Genomic DNA, 20073 nt, shown 5'->3' on the forward strand with positions numbered 1-20073 from the left:
TTCAAGTTTTACTTCATATAAACAAAAATTAGATTAGATATTTAAAAACTTCTTGATATTAAATTTATTTACAAATCACATCACAGTTTTCATTTATTACTTTTAATACAGACGGAGGAACATATGAAGATATATCACGTCCATACTTATAAAGTTCCATAACCATTGACGAGCTTACGTGACTTAGGCTGCCAGCCCTTATATATATAGTCTTTAATCCAAAGGATTCATTAATCCTTGCTAAGTTTTCTTCATATTCATAGTCAATTCCGTTTCTAATACCTCTGATTAAATAATCAGCCTTATTTTCGTTAGCTAAATCCGCTATAAGGCCTTCAAATCTAATAACTTCAATTTTACTACCATAGCTCAAGTCCGAAACTGTGTCTTCAATGGCGCTAAGTGTTAGCTGAGAATCAATTCTACGTTTTTTATCAGCGTTATTAGCTATAGCAACTATTACTTTATCAAATAGATAACTTGCCTCTGTAAGAACCTGAAGATGTCCTATAGTAAATGGATCAAAAGAACCTGCATATATAGCTATTGTCATACTCGTTTTCCTCCAATTGTTTACAATATATAAAACTTTAAATTATGTTAGATTTAATTCATTTTTATTATGCTATAAATTTGCTACATAAATTCGGGAACTTTCACCCCAAGGATGATATCCTCTTCCAACATAGGTAAAACCATATTTTTCATAGTATCCAATATGGTCGGTGCAAAGATACAAATGAGAAAAGCCACCCTTTTTTGCATCCCTCTTTGCCTTATCTAGCAGTAATGATCCATAAGCATTGCCACGATATTCTTTCTCAATATACAAAGCACAAACCCAAGGATACAAATCCATCCTGCTGATAAAATCATTAGTAATAAGTCCAGCACATCCGATAATATCTCCATTATTCTCTAGCAAGTACCACTGAGGCAGTGGATTAGTTGTTGTTATGCAATTAGAAATGCAATCTTCATATACCATTAAGCTATCTTCCCTTGCCCATTTGTTTTGAAAATATTTAATTGCTTTATCTTTATATTCCGGGCTTTCCTTGACTGATATAATATTCATTTTACTGCTCCTTTGCTTTATATTCTAAATCATAGTTATTTGCTACAATGGCCTAGCTCTCTGTTTTCACAAAAAGATTTACAATACATTGCTTCCTCAAAAGAGCCTTGAATATATACATTCTATAAATAATGCTACTTTCCTTTATTTTTATTGGTGAAAATTGTATAATCAGTATATAAAAGTCGTTAGGGGGATATTATTATGATGCTAGCTACCTCATTTGCTCTATTTAATTTAATTATTTTATTAATGATGTTAGGTATGAGCATTTATGGATTTATATTGTTTGTTAAGCTTGCAAACAGAGGAATTAAGGCACTTGATATATTCATAGAAAAACATAAAGAATAAACAACAAAACAGGGTAGAGATTTTTTCTCTACCCTATCTATATTTATTAACCTCTCATTTTTTACCTCAGACAAGCTTGTCTAAATTTTATACAATATAAAAATTAGTTTTAATACTCATAAACCAAGCTAACATTAGCTTTTATCTTATAAGTGCCTGATTCCACAGTCATGCCTCGTCCTGCAGAACTGTTCTTTGTAACTGAATCATATAAAACTGGATATTCAACAGGAACACCACTTGAATTCTCTGTTATTTTCGCTGGATTTGATAATTTGACATCTATACAGCCTGCTATTACTTGTGCTTTAGCTTTTGCATTTGATATAGCATTCGTAAGAGCCATGTTATAATATTTTCCATAATCACTAACTCCAAAAGCTATTCCATTAGAGTTATTTGCTCCATTTGATATAGCTGTATCAATTATAATTCCAACTGAACTTATATTTTTAACTGTAACATTTAAAGTACTTGTAACTGTATATCCCACAATTGTGCTGTTTCCTGTCTTATCCTCATAATTATACTTAGGACTAATAGAGTAGTTAGATGTTTTAATATTCTCACTTGCTACCCCAGCCTTTTTAATTGCAGCAATAACATTATTCATAGTATCTGAATTGCTTTTTTGAGCTTCACCTACACTATTCTTTTCTGTAGTTACTCCTAGTGTAATATATGCAATATCAGGTGCCACACTTACTTCACCATCTCCATTAACATTTATTGTTCTTGCTGCCGTTTTATCTTCTGCTGCTAATACCTTGTAATTTGCAGTTGGAACCATTGCCATCAAGAAAAGAAACGTAGCTACAGACATAAATACAAATGACCATTTTGCCTTTAGTAAGTTAATACTTTTCAAATTTATCACTCCTTCTATTCTTTTATAAGTTCAACATCTTCAGGTTGAACATAAACAACATTATTTGCAAGTACAAATTGATACCCATTTTCAGTTTTCATTATATAATGCATAGGTCCAATATTCTTGGAAGTCTTCATTATTAACTGCTTAGTACCATTATCAATTGTATAAATAGATGCATTTTCTTTTATTTTGATCATATCAGTAGAAATGATCAACGGAACAGCAAGAGGCTCCTTATAAGCTTTATCTAAATATTTTATTGGCACATAGTACTGCTTCTGAATCACATTATCTTTACCTTCAGTTACTGGAAGAGAAAAGTATACCTTACCATCTCTAATATCATTTAAATTGATTGAAAAATCCTTTGAAATAACTCCTGCTTGTTGATTTGTACTAGCATCAAAAATAGGTGCATTTCCTATTCTGCTTGATACCACACAGGAATTTGCTTTCTGGTTTGCAGAATCTCCCACTGTTACATTTCCTTTAATACTGAAGGTCATACGATATCCTTTTTTATTATTAGCTAAATCTTTTTGTGAATAAACCTTGTCAGAAATAAAGAGATAATAAGTTTGCCCTGAGACATATTTTTCTACTGGCACCACTTTTACTGTTTTGTTATCCTCTCCAATAACAAGTTTTACTGGTATCTTGCCTCCATTACTGTCCCTAACATAGATTGTATTGTCATTAACCTCTGTCTTAGAAATATCTTTTTTAAAAGTAATAAGCCATTCCTTATCTTCTGGAACATTCCAACAAGGTTTTAAGCTTTTCCAGTCTTTGTTTTCCAGTTCTGATAGGTCTACTAATAAAGGTAACTCTGTCCCCTTATCTGTTAGAACCTTCACCTTTGGAGTTCCCTGTGCAAACTTTACAATTACATAAGGATAGGTAATTGCCTCTCCTACCATCGTACCCGTTGATGGTTTTGTCTCTTGAATAGTAATTTTAGAAATCCCTTCTATATCCTCAGCTGAAAGTATTTTAATTCCATATCCGGTTGTATTCCTCTCACCTAGCGAAATCATCACATAAACCTCAGAATCTTTTATGCCGTATTTTGCATTATCGAAAACATAGTACCCCTCATGATGCTTTAAGTTTTCAATTTCTTTTGAAAATCTTCCAAATACAGTTTGGACTTCTTTTTCATTTAATACATATGGATTTAGTTTGTTTGTAGTAATTCCCTGAACAGGAGTAGTAGCTCCACAAATCACTGTAGATGTAACCTTAGGCTTGATTTCTTTGGCTTTTACTAGATTTGCAGGCGCTGCTGAGACACTTGCAAAGACCAATGCCAGTATTAATATATTTTTCCTATTCATGTTTAAACCTCCTAGATTTAACTTTTAAGTCTTCATAAATATAGACGCTTAAACATTATTTTTCGCTTCAAAAAATAAAAAAAATTTTAAATTAATTTTTTTCCAACATTATTAATACCTATAAATGTAATATAAGTAACTATTACTGCTTCATAATAAAAATAATTTTTATATTAAAACTAGGTTTTATTCAATTATTTTTTCTATTTCTAGAATGAAAAGATCTATTGAGTCTCTATAATTCTTAAGCGTAGATACCCAACTCAAAAGACACTGCTTACCATCTTCCGTAATGCTATAATATTTTGCTAAATTGCCATTGTCAGATATCTGCTTCTTTGACATAAGCAGTCCTTTTTCTTCCATATTCTTCAACTGTCTGTATATGCCAGTAGGATCAGGCTTTGTTCCCTTCATTATCGAAGATTCCGATATTTTCTTCAAAATAGCGTAACCATAGGTGTCACACTCATAAAGTACTTTAAGTATTATTGTTTGGACGAATTTATCTAAATTATCACCCTTACAGGAACATTTTTCATAAGACACCATGATATTAATTCCCCCCCGATTTAGTTAAGCTTACACTTAGCCATGTTTGATAAATATCATCAGTAAACTTTTTAATGTCCTGTATCACAGGAAGGTTAATACAATATGAATACTCCCCTACTGAGCAACTTTTGTTTAAAAATCCTCTCTCAAGGGATTTAATGTCCGAATTTATATTAAACAAATTGTTTTGAAAAATAGAAGAATTAGCTAAAAAAGCAGCAGCAACAACATCCCAGTTGTGAAAGCCATTAATATCAAAGAAAGACATCATGTTTCCAAACCAATACATGCATTTCTGTGATATATATTGTGCCATAGCATTATCTCTTGATAAAAGCCTTGTTTTAAAATCTGTCTCTGAAAAATAAGCACTAAGGCAGTTATTACCGGTTATTATAGATAGGTTTTTTCCGTTTTTTAAAACACACTCAGTAGCGACGGGATCACAGGAAAAATTAAGTTCATCAAGATTTCGTCCATTTATAATAAGTTTCTCTGTTATGCCTCCCATTAGCACAATCTCAGATATTTTTTCAAATATAGAATTGTCTACAAGATATGCAGCATAAAGGTTTGTAAGGGAACCTGTTGCTAGAATCGATATGTTTCCTTTGTGTAAATTTATCGTTTTTACTATAAAATCTACAGCTTCACTTTTTAAATCCTGCTTATCTGCACAACCTTTTAATAATGGTATATCAGTTCTCCTCAGCTCTTTTAGCATCAAAGTTGTGTTGCTGTACACGGTATTAATATCACTATTTCCATAGGTAGTAGTTATTCCACATAAATCTATGTTTTCTTTTCCTAAAAGATATATTAAAGCAAGGCCATCGTCAACATCGCAGCCTTCAACCCCCATTGTGTTGTCACAATCAAATATAACTTTTTTCATTATTTTATCCTCCAACTATTTTATTAAAAATAAAAACTCAGAATACAGCCCCTTTATATACGGGTTCTAACTGAAACTTTGATTTATCCAATATATCCCTTTGTATAAGTTAGCCTTATAGATTAGGATTCTATAATCAAGATTCTTTATGAATCGACATTGGCCGAATTCGTTGACAAATTATTCATAATATTATAGGATTATAGCACAAGTACTAGACTTTGTCTAATAATATAATGACTTGTTTTGTAAAGGTTTTAGTTATTAGACAAAAACTATAGAAGAGGTGATTTTTTTGAAAAGAATTTTATCTAGTATGCTTTTATTTATTTTTATTATTTTTACTGTAGGTTGTTCAAAAAATGCTCCCCAAAGCTCAAATACTGATAAAAGCAATTTTGATACTGTCCTAAAGAGTGCTAAAGGCACTACAGTAAACTTTTATGGCTGGGGTGGAGATGAAAGAACTAATAAGTGGATTGACACTAAGCTTGCCAAGTATGTGAAGGACAACTATGATATCACTTTAAAAAGAGTACCTATGGATATCGACCAAATACTCAATAAAATGCTTGGTGAAAAACAAGCTGGAAGTAAAAAAGGGTCAATCGATTTAGTATGGATAAATGGAGAAAACTTTTATACAGCTAAGAAAAATGATCTCTTATATGGACCTTTTGTTGATTATTTACCAAACTATAAAAAGTACGTAAATACAAATTCCAACGATGTTAAGTATGACTTTGGATATGAAATAAAAGGCTATGAGGCACCCTATGGGAAAGCCCAATTTGTTCTTATAAACGATTCAGCAGTAACATCAGAGACTCCTAAAAACACAAAGGAACTTATGGAATTTGCAAAGAAATATAAAGGAAAAGTTACATACCCTGCACCACCTGATTTTACTGGTAGTGCTTTTGTAAGAAACGTGGTATACGATATAGTTGGATACGACAAACTCATGAGTGCAGGAAATGATAAGGAAAAAATAAGAGAAGCTGTAAAACCTGCAATGGATTATCTTAAAGAATTAAAGCCATATCTTTGGAAAGAAGGAAAAACCTATCCTGCAAATATTGCACAGTTGGACAACATGTTTGCAGATAATGAATCAGTTATGACAATGTCCTACAATCCAAATTCAGTTGGAGGAATGATAGCATCAGGAAGATTTAAAGCTACTTCAAGGTCTTTTGTTTTTGATAAAGGAACAATAGGTAATACTCATTTTATTGCAATTCCATCTAATGCTTCTAATAAAGATGGAGCACTTGCAGTTATCAACGCAATACTTAGCGCAGAAATGCAAGCATCAAAATATGATCCTGCTAATTGGGGTGATTTGCCAGTTCTTGATTATGAAAAACTTGAAAAGAATGAAAAAGATCTTTTTGATAAGGTTCCTCTTGGAAAGGGTGTAATACCACAATCTGAGCTTTTAAAGAAGAGACTTCCTGAAATGCCAGCAGATACTATTCCTATAATAGAAGAAATATGGCAATCTGAAGTACTAGGAAGTGCTCCTAAGAAATGATTTATTCAAAATTAAAGCCTTATATAATGGTACTTCCTGTAAGTTTACTCATGGTACTTTTTATATATGCACTGATAAATGGTCTGATACAAAGCTTCGGAATACTTCCTGCTGCAGGACTCACAAAATTCACCTTGCTTTACTATAAGGAAATTTTTACCAGAAGAGACATGATGTCGTCATTATTTTTGAGTCTCTACATTTCCCTAGTATCATCCTTGATTGCGGTGATACTAGGTGTACTTATAAGTGCTGCAGCTTCTGCATCAGGAATCGTAAAAAAAAGATCCTTTCAGCTTCTAAAAGTGCCTATTATTCTTCCCCACACCGTTTCAGCACTGCTAATAATAAATGTATTTTCACAAAGCGGAATACTATCTAGATTGTCTTATCATCTTGATATTATACATAATCAGCAGCAGTTTATTTCTTTAGTATTTGATAAAGGTTCCATTGGTATAATTCTTGCATATCTCTGGAAGGAGATACCTTTTGTTACACTAGTGGTGGTGACAATTATGGCAAATATAGATTCATCTTTAGGTGAGGCGGCAATAAATCTCGGTGCAACAAGGCTTAAGGCCTTTTTTAATATTACTCTACCTCTGTGCCTTCCTTCAATTGTTACTTCATTTATAATTGTATTTGCCTACTCTTTTGGTGCCTTTGAAATTCCTTTTTTATTAGGAGCAACATCACCTAAATCACTACCGGTTTTGACATACCTTGAGTATACACATCCGGATTTGGCACACAGACCTTATGCTATGGTATTAAATAGTTTAATGACGACAATCTCAGTGCTGCTTACATACATTTACTATAAGATACTTCAAAGAAACCTTAAAAAGGTAGGTGTGGACACTAATGAATAAGCATTATACTATAACAATGAAAATAATTATATATTTAAGCTTTTTTATTATACTTTTCCCCTTGGCTATTCTTTTAGTGTGGAGCTTTACAGGTATATGGCCTTGGCCAGACCTTTTTCCAAAAAGCTTCTCTTTAAGGGCCATTGGGGAATTATTTGGTGGTTATTCCGGCGCTATAAAAATTCTTTTTTCTAGCGTTCTTATTTCTATAGCTGTAGCACTACTTTCAATTGTAATAAGTATTCCTGCAGCTAGAGCTATTGTGCTATATGACTTTTTCGGCAGAAGCTTCATTAAGTTCGCTGTTTTAATGCCGGTAATTGTGCCCGTTACTACTTTTGCCATGGGTATACACATATTTTTTATTAAAATAGGCTTAAATGACTCTATACTTGGGGTAATATTGGTACATACAATTCTCTGCTTACCCTATACTGTAAGAATTATGACTGAAGTTACGGAAGCCACAGGAGATAAGCTTGAAATGCAGGCTAGAGTTCTTGGTGCTTCCCCTTTAAGAGCCTTTATTAATATAACTTTGCCAGTTGCTATGCCGGGCATAATCTCCTCAGGCAGCATGGCTTTTATAGTATCTTTCAGCCAGTATTTTATTACCTTCCTTATAGGAGGAGGAAATGTTGTTACTTATGCCATGCTTATGTTTCCCTATATTCAGAGTGAAGACAGAACAATCGCCTCTGCATACAGTGTTTTATTCATAATCTCAACCCTATTGGTTTTTGTTTTATTTGAAAAAACCTTAAAAAGATACTATAAAATAGAAAATACTTATTTTTTTAGTTAAGAGGATTAAAAAATGCACAAACTTTATTTGAAAAACTTATATGTTAATTTAAATAGAAAAGAGATATTAAAAGACATTTATTTTGATGTAAAGAAAGGGGAACTCGTCTCCCTACTTGGCCCCTCAGGCTGTGGTAAAAGTACTTTGCTTAAAACAATAGCAGGTCTTATTGAACCAAATAATGGAGATATTCTAGTTGATGGAGAGCAAATAAAAGGTATTGCCCCTGAAAAACGTGAGATAGTCATAGTATTTCAGGATCTAAGGCTATTTCCTAATATGAATGTGCTAGAAAATGTTGAGTTTGGTCTTAAGATGAAAGGTATTGATAAGAATACCAGAAAAATAAAAGCTTTAGATATGCTTGAAAAAGTTGGGCTAGCGGGCTTTGAAAAGAGAAAGGTATTTGAGCTGTCCGGCGGTCAAAAGCAGAGAGTTGCCTTAGCAAGAGCTGCAGCAGCGGAACCAGAAGTACTTCTGCTGGATGAACCTTTTTCAAGTCTTGATGAAGGCCTAAGACAAAAGATGAGAGAGCTTGTAATGACCCTGCAGAGACAACTTAAGATAACTACAGTTATGGTTACTCACGATCAATCTGAAGCCTTATTGATGTCTGACAGAATAGCTGTAATGCTTGATGGAAAGATAATTCAATATGATACCCCTAGAAATGTTTATGAACATCCCTCCTGTCCTGAAGTTGCTAATTACTTTGGCGAAATGAATTATATTAAAGGAATAGTTGAAAAAGAAACTTTTAAGAGCCCAATTGGTGATTTTAAAGCTTTAGTTATTGATGGAGATTATACACTAATGTTTAAGCCAAATCATATAAAAGTTATAAACAAACCTGGCGAATATAGGATAACAGCACTGAATTACCTTGGAGACAAATATAATGTTAGAGTTGAAGGGCACAACATAAATCTTTTTATTATTATGCCTTCAGATAGTAATATTAAAATTGGTGATCTAGTCTCTATTGAAATAGATTTTTCTAAAGGTATTTTTTACAAATTATAATTAAGAGTTGTTTTAAGTAAACCCAAATAACATTTTTGTTTTTCATAAGCCAATTTTTTATCGTTCTTTTAGGCATCTGAAAGAAAATAACAAGTCAAAGATGTTACGGAAAATAGAGTAACATACTGACTAGTTATTTTTTGAAGATGCCTTATAGGTTTAAAATATAACTCACTGTGCAATAATAATCCTAGTTAAAATTTAAAAAGTGTAAGGGGATTATTAGTATGCAAAAAACTAAAATGGTTTTTACTATTGGCCCAGCCAGTGAGAGCGAGGAAACTTTATCAAAGTTAATTGAAGCAGGAATGAATGCAGCAAGACTTAATTTTTCCCATGGTACTCATGAAGAACATAAAGAGAAAATGGACCTTATAAAAAAACTAAGACAAAAATATAATAGACATGTAGCTATTATGATGGATATAAAAGGTCCAAAAATAAGAACCCATAATTTTAAAGATGATAAAGTAGAATTACAAAAAGGATCAAAGTTTACTATAATCTGTGGTGATGAAGTGCTTGGTGATGAAACTCACTGTTCAATTAGTTATAGTGACTTATATAAAGATGTTACTGTTGGCAATAAACTTTTAGTAGACGATGGGCTTTTGGAATTAACTATCGAATCTATAGAAGGAAATAAAATTCATTGCATAGCCGATAATACAGGTTTCATAGGGAATCACAAGGGAGTAAACGTGCCTAATGTTTCAATAAATGTCCCTGCTGTAACAGATAAAGATAAGGAAGATTTGATATTTGGATGTCAAATGAATGTTGATATGGTAGCTGCCTCTTATATAAGAAAGGCAACTGATGTTTTATCGGTAAGAAAAATATTAGAAGCCAACAGTGATGAATACATTCAAATATTTTCAAAGATTGAAAGCCATGAAGGCATAAAAAACATTGATGAAATTATTAAATTTTCTGATGGCATAATGGTGGCTAGAGGTGATATGGGGGTAGAAATTCCTATAGAGCAAGTTCCTATCATTCAGAAAATGATAATAGAAAAATGTAATAAAGCAGGAAAATCAGTTATAACTGCTACTCAGATGCTTGATTCTATGATAAGAAATCCTAGACCAACAAGAGCTGAAGCCTCCGATATAGCTAATGCTATTTTAGATGGAACTGATGCCATAATGCTTAGTGGAGAAAGTGCAAATGGTAAATACCCTGTGGAAGCCGCTCAAACTATGGCAAGAATAGCACAAACAGCTGAAAGTAAAATAAATTACGCTTCTTGCTTAGATCAAAAGAAGAAATCAACTTTAACTAATGTGGCTGATGCAATAAGCTTATCTACCTGTTTAACTGCAGCAGAACTTGATGCTAAAGCAATAATAACTGCTACTCAAAGTGGAAGTACTGCTAAGACAGTATCAAAGCATAGACCAGAGTGCCAAATAATTGCCGTCACTCCAAATGAAAAAGTAGCAAGAAGATTAGCTCTAAGTTGGGGCGTAATACCTATATTATCAAGAAATGTTGATTCTACAGACGAACTAATAGAAGAATCTACAAAAACAGCATTGGACGCCAACTATATTAAAAAAGGCGATTTAATAATTGTAGCTGCTGGTGTGCCTGTTCAATATTCTGGCACTACAAATATGCTTAAGGTTGAAATTGTCCAATAGCAAACTTATTTAAGGAAAGATAATAAAATTATAGAATAATAGTATTAAGTATGGAATTCCTTTTCCAACTTAACCATTAAGAAACCCATTAAAAATCACGGCTAATTCTTTTGATTTTTAGTAGGTTTCTTTATTTTTATGACGATAGGCTTCAGTTTTTTATTATCATAGAAAATATACCTACCTTTTATTTCATTATGATAAATCTCCCTTTTTATATGAATACATATAAAGCATCATCATAAAGAAAACAGCAATACAAGACAATATAAAGGTTAATGGCCAAACAGCAGCAATTCCTAATGAATCTATATATTTTCCCATAAGTGATGTTCCAAGAGCAGCTCCTGTAGCCCAGCTCAAGTTTCCAACTGCACTGAATCTAGCTCTATAATTAGCAGGACTATTGTTAGCCACATACACTCCAAAATTTGTAACAGTTAGTATTTCACCAATTGTCCATAGTACTGTTGATAACATAAATAAAGGAAAAGATTTTACTATCCCAATCATACCAAAACCAACAGCATAAAGAACTCCTGCTATTATCATATTTGGCAGGGCATGTAATTTCCGTGTAAAGCTAGTAATAAACACAGTTAGAAAAATAACTGTGCAAGCATTTACACTCATTAGGAAACCAAATTTCTCTGCTCCATTTCCCATATAAACATTGTCTAACATTAAAGGTAAGGAAAATCTATGCTGCGTGTATACTATACTGTATATTATGTAGATAACTAGAAATATTAAAATCTGTGGACGTCTTAAAAGAACTTGAAAAACATTACCCTCTTCTGCTCTTTCTTTTGAAGCTGCTGCTTCTGTTTCATTTGACGGCTTAGTTTCATCTATATATACAATAAATAGAATCACTGCTGTTAATGATGTTAATGCGTCACCTATAAAAAGCATAGGAAGAAAATTATTAAATAAGAATCCTGCTACAATAGGGCCAATGGATACTCCCAAATTTATACCCAAATATAGAAGTGAATAACCAGCTTGTCTCCTATCTGGAGGCAAAACATCTGCAATTATTGCATTTAAAGGCGGCCTAACAGCTCCATTAAAAAAAGTTGAGGTCAAAAGAAAAGAAACAATAACATATGGATTGGTTATAAAGGCACAGGGTATTAGTGCTAAAGCCGCTGTTGTCTGAGCAAAAATATAGGTCTTTTTTCTTCCAATTTGATCTGCGAATTTACCTCCTGCTATAGCCCCAGGTATGCTGAGAATAGATTCGATCATAACAATTATCCCAACTATCTGGAAAGACAATCCTAGTTTTTTCGTCAAAAATAACGTCATAAATGGCAGCACAAAATCCCCAAATCTATTTACTACCTGAACTAAAAACAATATGTATACACCTTTCGGTAACCCTTTGTAGATATTAAATTTTTTAAACATTTCTTGTTTACTCCTTCTGAAGTTAATATATAAATTTACACCCTTATGTTCTGTAGTAATTTATGTTAAATATATGAAAATTATATATTAAATTATTAAAAATTACCATACAAATTACTTACATCATAGGAAAACTAACTAGAAAGTTAACTTATATAAAGGAGTCTACGTTATTTACAATATTACTTGTTATTATATACCATTACTTTATTTCTACCTGTTCTTTTAGCTTCATATAATGCAAGATCTGCATTTTCAAGAAGCATGTCTATATTATTAGTTTTACCAGGATACATTGAAACCCCTATAGAAACTGTTACATAAATACTAACCTTGTCAGAAATATAAAATTTGTTAACTTCGACATTTCTTCTTATTCTTTCTGCAATTCTAACTGCATTAGAAGCTGAACAATCTAATAATAACACCGTGAATTCTTCTCCTCCATTACGAGATATAATATCAATTTCTCTGCATGTATTACGTAAAATATCAGCTATATTCTTTAATATAGTATCCCCTGCAATGTGTCCATAGGTGTCATTTATCTTTTTAAAATAATCGATATCTAAATATAGCAAAGATAGATTTTTTCCATCCTTAATTGTTTGCTTAGAAACACTATTAAAAATCTTGTCAAACTGCCTTACATTATTTAATCCAGTTAAAAAGTCTGTTGTTGCTTCATTTCTCAATCTATTATAAAATTCAACAAGCTCGCATAAGTACTCAGTATATCTATATACAAAATATGATACAAATGAAATCCCAATATAGTATACTAGTAGAAGCTTGAGTAAAAATATCCTATCCTTAATAAGAATTATATATGAAATAGTACTAACTAAATTTGAATATATAACAGAATAAATCCATTTATCCCTTCTTGTTTTTTTAATAACGGAGATAACTCCAAAGCCTATTCCTGAAAACATAGTAGCTATTATAGAAACTACAGCAGCTTTAGAAATTCCAAAATACAAAGTTCGAAAAAAACACATCATTATAACGGTTATTATAGGTGGTATAACTCCACCGAAAATAGCTGATAGCATAATGGGTACTGTACGAAAATCCGTTACTATTGTGGAAGTAATATGTACCCCAAAGAACATTAATAAGATTCCTAATGAACCGCAGCATGCCCCAATTGATATTTTTAAAGATATTGATGGATTCTTAGATATATTTTTATTTATGACGAAATTATGAGAAACACTTGTAAATGTAATTAAAATGCATGCATTAATAAATAAATCAACAATCATTGTAATACTCTCCCCAAAGTATAAAGTGAACATTCTAAATAAGCATATTAATTATATACTATTTCATTCTAACTCCACAATTCATTTTATGGTAAGTTATACCTCAAGTTTTCGATATAAATTTATCCGATCGCTACCATTGCTAACCCCCCATCTTCTATCAAAGTGGGGGATAAGCACTGCTACGCGCCTGGATAAGTTCTTCTAAGGTTCAGATGGAGAAAGTCATCCTTATAAGCAAACTCCATCTGAACCTAAGAATCACTTGATAAAAGACTGACTATACTTTATTAATGTTCATTATATTCCAATGGCCTCCGTGAGTGTATATTTTGATGCTTTGAGTGAAATCTATATAATAAAGTAGCTTAATTATAATAATTAGTTTATACTAATGTATTATGAAAAATAATTAATATATTAGAGCAGAATAGTATTTTTGCAAATAATATAAAGTTAGTTTTTATGATATTTAAAGGAGGAAACAAAAATGATCAATAAAATAGGAAAAATAACATTATACGTAAACAATCAAGATGAAGCTAAGAAGTTCTGGACTGAAAAATTAAATTTTGTAGTTAAATTTGAACAGCCAATGGGACCTAATATGAAATGGTTAGAAGTTGGACCAAGTGAAGGTGAATTTACAACCTTTGTTTTATATGATAAGAATTTAATGATGGCTCAAAATCCAGCAACTAATGTTTCACATCCTTCTATAATATTAAGTACTACTGATATTGAGAATGCTTATAATAAAATGAAGGAAAATGGTGTTGAAGTAGGAGATCTTATGAATATGCCATATGGAAAAATGTTTTCCTTTAAAGATCAAGATGGAAATGAATACTTACTACGTGAAGATATCTAATATTTATTAAATACATAAATTGTAGAATTTTTACAATGATGAGTGGCAAGAAAGAAAAAAGTTGCTGCAGCAGCACTAAGCAAGATAATAATACAAAGGAAATAGTTTAGACCAATAATACAAAATGGAGAGGCCAAATAATTTAGAGACCTCTCCATTTTTCACTCTTTACTTAATTACAGCTTTATTCAATGATTTATTAAAAGATATCATATGATCTTCAGAGGTTAATTGAATTATTCTTAAAATTACAATTCTATTGTTATATCTGTTGGCATTAATTTTCCTTGAGGTATTTTCCTACGAATATATTGACTCCATAAGGAGTTTATCCAGCCATCTTTATAGTCAAATACAAGGCTATCTAATATCAATCCAAAGTCGTCGGAAATATATGACGCCATAATCCCTGATAAAGTAATATTATATACTTCTAAAAATATGGCTCTTCTTAATTTTGCACCCTGTTTCCTATATATTTCTGTTAAGTTCTCCTTTTGTTTAACTTTATCTACTTCACTATAAGCTCGAGTCCACTGTGTTGAAAAAGCTTCACAATCTCTATTGCTTAGAACTTCATCTATTTGTGCTGCATCTAATGTTTTAAGATAATTTATAGTTTTGTCTTTAAATACATCTAATATTTTTACATATGCTAATTCAATACTTTCTATCTTCATCATTATCACTCCAAATCTAAAATAGCCTTTAACTTTCTACCACCTTAATTAATATTCTACAAAATTCCAAATACACCTTCCTAATTTCAACAAATATACCAATATCTTTTTAAGAACATGTATAAAGGCCCATTAATTTTACTTTTAAGTTAACTTACTATTCGACTCCAGATCTTATGATGAAGCTTTATACTACGATCACCTTATCTAAACTTGTATCATAGCTATACTTTTTTGGGTACCTTACTTAATTATCATTTTCACCACTTAAATCTACCAAATTTGCATCCCCTATATGATCCTCTATAATCTTCCTTGACATATTAAACCAGCTTGGGCAGTTATCAAGTATTACAGAATCTCCCGTTACTATTCTCTCTAATTTCCACAAAATAGGGTCAGCATTAGGCACTAGCTCAACTTCAGTAGAAAAATCCCAATTTAAAGAGTGCTTCAGTATCTTTTCTCTAAGCCTTCCTGAATTCGAAACGGGAGCATCGAGAAAAAACTTGGCATTAGGTACTTTAAGCTCTCCAAAGCTCTTTCCAATAAGCTCTAGCGCTTTATCTGTTTTATCAATAAGTCTGTAACTTCCCTGTAAACCTGCAATATCTCTAACAACACCGTCATTGCCAAGTATTAAAACTCCTCCAGAAAGAGCAACTTCAAGGGTTATAATTAAATTAAATCCGTCAATATAAATGGTTCCATCTTTTGCAGAAGAATAAGGAAGTAAGCTTAACTTTCTCTTCTCATATTCATGTTTTGCACTTGTTGAACGCTTTAATGCTTGACGCTGACGTGCTGAAAATTGATAGCTTCCACCGACTAAATCCATAATTCCATTTATTTTATACCCTCTATTAAGAAGCCACTCTACTTCTTCCTGAGCCTGTTGTAGTTTTAAAACAGCTTCCTTTGAAAACCATCTATCATCTTGAGGATCAACACCTCTTTTAGCTATCCTTCCTGTTGGCATTTCATCTAAATTCAAATATAACACCCCATTCATTTGGTATTGTATATATTCCAAGTCTTTAACTTCATTATACTCTAAATATTAAATGTTATTATTCTTATTGAAAAATCTCAAGATTTATCAATAAAATTAATAATATATATTTTATAATCAAATATAATAAAAGCTTACCTTACTTTAAGAGAGATACTTAAAGCAAGATAAGCTCTTTATTTATTATATATTTATAATAGCGATTTACTTATGCAGCCTTTTTTGTTGAAGACTTATTTGCATTTTGTAGTGAACTGTTTTTACGTGAATATGTAAAGTAAACTATAATTCCTAATGCTAACCATGTTAAGAAATATATCCAAGTTGTCTTTGATAAATTAGACATTAAAAATAAGCTGAATACTACTGCCAGTATTGGCACCAATGGCACTAATGGAGTCCTAAAACTTCTCTTTAGGTTTGGGTGCGTTTTTCTTAATACAATTACAGATGCAGCAACAAGCATGAATGTTGCTATAAGAGTCATATTTGCAAGGTCTGCTAATTGTTTAAGATCAACAACACCTGCTATTAAAGCAGCAGTACAACCTGTTAACCAAGTTGAGAAAGTTGGTACATTTGTTTTTGTATTTATCTTAGAGAATGCCTTTGGAAGTAATCCGTCACGACTCATTGAGAATAGTATACGAGATGTACCAAAAATATAAGCGAACATAACTGCTGTAATTCCTATAACTGCGCCAATTGAAAGAATGGAAGCAGCCCAGCCTTGTCCAACCTGATTTAGTGCGAATGCCATTGCATCTCCAACGTTTAATAGAGAGTAATGAGTAATACCAGTTAAAACTAAACAAACTACAACATATATAATTGTACAAATAATTAATGAAGCAATAATTCCTATTGGAAGATCTCTTTGTGGATTTTTTACTTCTTCAGCAGAAGTTGAAACTGCATCAAATCCTGTAAATGCAAAGAAAACAGATGCCGCCCCTGCAAACACTCCTTTTAAACCAAATGGCATAAATGGATGCCAGTTTTGAGGTTTTATAAAGAAAGCACCTACAACTATAAATAAAACTATAACAGCAACTTTTACTATAACCATAAAATTGTTTACTTTCTTACTTTCTTTCGTTCCTCTTGAAAGTAGATAAGTAACCAATAGTATTATTATAGTTGCTGGAAGATTCATTATACCACCCTGGCTTGGAATAGTTACAAACTGTTTAGGTATATGTACTCCAAATTCGCTTATAAAGCCATTAAAATAAGCTGCCCAACCACCTGCAACAGAGGCGGTGCTCATGATATATCCTATAACAAGTGACCATCCTACAAGGTGAGCAATTATTTCACCTAAGGATACATAGATGTAAGCATAAGAACTACCAGAGGTTGGTATGGATGCTGCAAATTCAGCATAGCATAAACCAACAAGCATACATACTATTGCAGAACAAATAAATGATAATACAACTGCTGGACCTGCATCTCTTGATGCCACAAGTCCTGTTAGAACCATAACCCCTGTTCCAATCACAGCACCAATACTCATTAAGGTTACGTCAAAGGAACCAAGAGTTTTTTCTAGGGATGCAGATTCGTGACGTTCTAAAACCGAATCTACACTTTTTTTCTTAAAAATAGAGCCCATTCTTTTAAATCTCCTTTTGCATCTCTTGCTAAAAATTTTGTTTATAAATTACCGAAATACTTTATAATAATAAAAAATATATTATAATCCGTCAAATTATAAAACTAACATTCCATCGAAATTATTTAAGTTTTTCTTCGAAACGCTTAAAAATACATCACTATTTTTATGATTTGGCTTAAATTTTTCAGAAAGGTTAATATAATTCGAAAAGTATTTTGATTTATATATTTCTAAAGCCAGTTCAATATGCATAAATATACATCAAACACTACTAAATAAGTATTATTTTAAATTTCAAACTTATTCAAATACTCGGAAATTATATTTACTTTAATGAGGTAATCTCACCAATTTTGAAAAGAATATAGAGAATTAAACTAAAAATCAAAAGCCTGTATACTTAATGGATACAGGCTTAATTTCGCTATTTACTTTTATGAAAAGACTTTGCTAAGTTAGTGATATTTAAATTTTATAAGTTCTCCTTAACTACTCCACTATATTGCTTAATTAAATTTATAAACTCATCTTTATGCATTGTATCTTGCAAAACTCTTTTGGGAACAATATAGGCATTTACAGAACTTATATAGATATAAATATATTCTTTAGTCTCTATAAGTCTCTCAACGGCATCCCAGTTAGTGTTAGATTGACCCATATTACTATTTACTAAAATTCCTTCATGCTTTATTAATATATTATATCTACCAAAAAGATTTTCTTGTTTACCTTCATCGAGCATTTTTTAAAAGCATATCATTAATCGTTGAACCATGCGTGATTAAGTATCCTTATACCTTCAACAATTTCACTTTCGGACATGCTGCCAAAACCGAGCAAAATCATATTATTAGAATATCTATCTTGCCTCATCCAGAACGGTAATACTGGATATACTATGATACCATGATCTCTAGCTTTTTTTATTGCTTCTTCTTCACACAATCCATTATTGAACTCCAGTAAAATATGCAAGCCCGCGTTTTTCCCATGGATAATAACCTTATCTCCCATCAATTCATGAATTGTATGAACTAATATATCATGTTTTCTTTTGTTTGAAAGACATATTTTTCTTAAATGTCTATCCCAATGACCTAAATACATAAACTGTTGGATTATTTTTTGTTGAATTATTGGGACAGCTGCCTGATAGCTATTGAAAAGTTTATCATACCTTTCCATTAATGATTGTGGCAATACCATATAATTTACACGTAAGCTAGGTGACAAAGATTTTGAAAATGTGCCTATATAAACAACAGATTCTTTTGAAGCAATACTTTGTATCGATGGAATAGGTCTTGAATTATATCGAAGCTCACTATCATAATCATCTTCAATTATAATTCCATTTGTTCTTATAGCCCAATCCAACAGCTTTAATCTCTTTTGGATTGGCATCACTACTCCAGTCGGAAATTGATGGGAAGGTGTTATATAAACTATCTTTGCTGAACTATTTTCTAATTCTTCAATATTAATTCCATCTTTATCTAAACCAATTGGAATAACATTATACCCGTTATTAATAAATATATCCCTTGCACCAACATACCCTGGATCTTCTAAGGCTATTTGATTAAAATCTCCTCTAAATAACTGGCACAGTATGCTTAAACAGTATTCCATACCTGAGGAAATAATGATTTGTTCCGGATTACAAGAAACACCTCTTGATTTATTCAAGTATTTCATAATTTCTATTTGTAATTCCGGTTCCCCTTTTCTTGCTTTATATGAAGTCATATTTTCAGCACTTATAGATGATAAACATTTGTTTGAAATTTTCTTCCATAAACTTAACGGAAAATCATCAGCACTTAAGTTTCCATACTGAAAATCATATTTATAATTATTATAATCTGCTTCAGATATTATCTTCTCATGTTCTTCATTATTTTTAAGCTTTTCTCCTTTTAACTTTGAGATTATTAAGCTGTCTAGCTTTAGAACAATAAATCCACTGCCCGCTTTACTTGCAATGTATCCTTCTGAACAAAGCTGTAGATATGCACTTTCAACTGTGTTTCTACTAACATCTAATGTTGTTGAAAGCGTCCGTGTTGAAGGAAGCTTGCTGCCTTCTGATATTTTTCCTGAAATTATTTCTTCTTTTATCTGTTCGTAAATTTGTAAATATAATGGAGTACTGGAATCGCTATGCAGAATAATCATTTTTAAAAACACTCTCCTCATAAACTGTATCCTATAAAATAATCA

General features: G+C 31.6%; 20 protein-coding genes. 7 read left to right on the forward strand and 13 right to left on the reverse strand.

The genetic code is table 11. The annotated features are described in order from the left end of the window. Positions 1-64: 64 nt before the first annotated feature. Together coaD and I6U51_RS17260 are read right to left on the reverse strand one after the other, a co-directional pair. Positions 65-553 carry a pantetheine-phosphate adenylyltransferase gene (gene coaD, locus I6U51_RS17255; protein WP_211143804.1) on the reverse strand — a complete coding sequence of 163 codons (489 nt, stop codon included), beginning with the start codon at positions 551-553 and terminating at the stop codon, positions 65-67. 72 nt (positions 554-625) lie between these two features. After that, the gene (locus I6U51_RS17260; protein WP_211143805.1) at positions 626-1078 is read right to left on the reverse strand and encodes a GNAT family N-acetyltransferase; all 453 of its coding nucleotides are present in this window, start codon (positions 1076-1078) and stop codon (positions 626-628) included. 204 nt (positions 1079-1282) lie between these two features. Between I6U51_RS17260 and I6U51_RS17265 the strand changes: the two genes are divergently transcribed. Then, positions 1283-1432, forward strand: a complete 150-nt coding sequence (locus I6U51_RS17265) for a hypothetical protein (RefSeq protein ID WP_211143806.1) — start codon at positions 1283-1285, stop codon at positions 1430-1432. Between the two features lie 109 nt (positions 1433-1541). Here I6U51_RS17265 and I6U51_RS17270 read toward each other — a convergent pair whose 3' ends face one another. The 4 genes from I6U51_RS17270 to I6U51_RS17285 all read right to left on the reverse strand — a co-directional run bounded on the left by I6U51_RS17270 (position 1542) and on the right by I6U51_RS17285 (position 5093). Next, complete coding sequence (locus tag I6U51_RS17270) at positions 1542-2309, reverse strand: SIMPL domain-containing protein (RefSeq protein WP_343069704.1); 768 nt, start codon at positions 2307-2309, stop codon at positions 1542-1544. Between the two features lie 5 nt (positions 2310-2314). Beyond that, on the reverse strand, positions 2315-3643 hold the full coding sequence (locus I6U51_RS17275; RefSeq protein ID WP_211143808.1) for a protease complex subunit PrcB family protein: 1329 nt from the start codon (positions 3641-3643) through the stop codon (positions 2315-2317). A gap of 186 nt (positions 3644-3829) precedes the next feature. Further along, complete coding sequence (locus tag I6U51_RS17280) at positions 3830-4195, reverse strand: PadR family transcriptional regulator (RefSeq protein ID WP_211143809.1); 366 nt, start codon at positions 4193-4195, stop codon at positions 3830-3832. 4 nt (positions 4196-4199) lie between these two features. Beyond that, positions 4200-5093 carry a nucleoside hydrolase gene (locus I6U51_RS17285; RefSeq protein WP_211143810.1) on the reverse strand — a complete coding sequence of 298 codons (894 nt, stop codon included), beginning with the start codon at positions 5091-5093 and terminating at the stop codon, positions 4200-4202. A 295-nt stretch (positions 5094-5388) separates the two neighbouring features. On the opposite strand from I6U51_RS17285, the gene I6U51_RS17290 reads away from it, so the two are divergent. The 5 genes from I6U51_RS17290 (at position 5389) to pyk (ending at position 10982) form a co-directional block, all read left to right on the forward strand. After that, positions 5389-6630: an ABC transporter substrate-binding protein gene (locus I6U51_RS17290; protein ID WP_246517415.1), complete on the forward strand. Its 1242-nt coding sequence runs from the start codon at positions 5389-5391 to the stop codon at positions 6628-6630. Further along, the gene (locus I6U51_RS17295; RefSeq protein WP_211143811.1) at positions 6627-7505 is read left to right on the forward strand and encodes an ABC transporter permease; all 879 of its coding nucleotides are present in this window, start codon (positions 6627-6629) and stop codon (positions 7503-7505) included. Before I6U51_RS17290 ends, I6U51_RS17295 begins: the two co-directional genes overlap by 4 nt. Continuing rightward, positions 7498-8310, forward strand: a complete 813-nt coding sequence (locus I6U51_RS17300) for an ABC transporter permease (RefSeq protein ID WP_211143812.1) — start codon at positions 7498-7500, stop codon at positions 8308-8310. Before I6U51_RS17295 ends, I6U51_RS17300 begins: the two co-directional genes overlap by 8 nt. A 12-nt stretch (positions 8311-8322) precedes the next feature. Further along, on the forward strand, positions 8323-9333 hold the full coding sequence (locus I6U51_RS17305) for an ABC transporter ATP-binding protein (RefSeq protein ID WP_211143813.1): 1011 nt from the start codon (positions 8323-8325) through the stop codon (positions 9331-9333). Between the two features lie 227 nt (positions 9334-9560). Then, positions 9561-10982, forward strand: a complete 1422-nt coding sequence (pyk, locus tag I6U51_RS17310; RefSeq protein ID WP_211143814.1) for a pyruvate kinase — start codon at positions 9561-9563, stop codon at positions 10980-10982. Positions 10983-11177: 195 nt separating this feature from the next. Here pyk and I6U51_RS17315 read toward each other — a convergent pair whose 3' ends face one another. Both I6U51_RS17315 and I6U51_RS17320 read right to left on the reverse strand, forming a co-directional pair. Beyond that, the gene (locus I6U51_RS17315) at positions 11178-12395 is read right to left on the reverse strand and encodes an MDR family MFS transporter (protein WP_211143815.1); all 1218 of its coding nucleotides are present in this window, start codon (positions 12393-12395) and stop codon (positions 11178-11180) included. Between the two features lie 182 nt (positions 12396-12577). Continuing rightward, entirely contained in the window at positions 12578-13663 is a 1086-nt protein-coding gene (locus I6U51_RS17320) for a diguanylate cyclase (protein ID WP_211143816.1), read from the reverse strand. Positions 13664-14153: 490 nt separating this feature from the next. Here I6U51_RS17320 and I6U51_RS17325 point away from each other — a divergent pair, with 490 nt between their 5' ends. After that, complete coding sequence (locus I6U51_RS17325) at positions 14154-14534, forward strand: VOC family protein (RefSeq protein WP_211143817.1); 381 nt, start codon at positions 14154-14156, stop codon at positions 14532-14534. 248 nt (positions 14535-14782) lie between these two features. Here I6U51_RS17325 and I6U51_RS17330 read toward each other — a convergent pair whose 3' ends face one another. From I6U51_RS17330 to pdxR, 5 genes are all read right to left on the reverse strand, one after another. Next, positions 14783-15214, reverse strand: a complete 432-nt coding sequence (locus I6U51_RS17330) for a hypothetical protein (RefSeq protein ID WP_211143818.1) — start codon at positions 15212-15214, stop codon at positions 14783-14785. Between the two features lie 247 nt (positions 15215-15461). Continuing rightward, positions 15462-16208 (reverse strand): DUF434 domain-containing protein, encoded by a 747-nt coding sequence (locus tag I6U51_RS17335; RefSeq protein ID WP_343069706.1) that lies wholly within the window; start codon positions 16206-16208, stop codon positions 15462-15464. A gap of 226 nt (positions 16209-16434) precedes the next feature. Further along, positions 16435-17844, reverse strand: a complete 1410-nt coding sequence (locus I6U51_RS17340) for an amino acid permease (protein WP_211143819.1) — start codon at positions 17842-17844, stop codon at positions 16435-16437. Between the two features lie 475 nt (positions 17845-18319). Then, the gene (locus I6U51_RS17345) at positions 18320-18592 is read right to left on the reverse strand and encodes a YcxB family protein (RefSeq protein WP_211143820.1); all 273 of its coding nucleotides are present in this window, start codon (positions 18590-18592) and stop codon (positions 18320-18322) included. 17 nt (positions 18593-18609) lie between these two features. After that, on the reverse strand, positions 18610-20028 hold the full coding sequence (pdxR, locus tag I6U51_RS17350) for a MocR-like pyridoxine biosynthesis transcription factor PdxR (RefSeq protein WP_211143821.1): 1419 nt from the start codon (positions 20026-20028) through the stop codon (positions 18610-18612). Positions 20029-20073: the final 45 nt, after the last annotated feature.

Origin of the sequence: Clostridium aciditolerans (assembly GCF_016316925.1) — a bacterium.
Lineage (GTDB): Bacteria > Bacillota > Clostridia > Clostridiales > Clostridiaceae > Clostridium_AM > Clostridium_AM aciditolerans.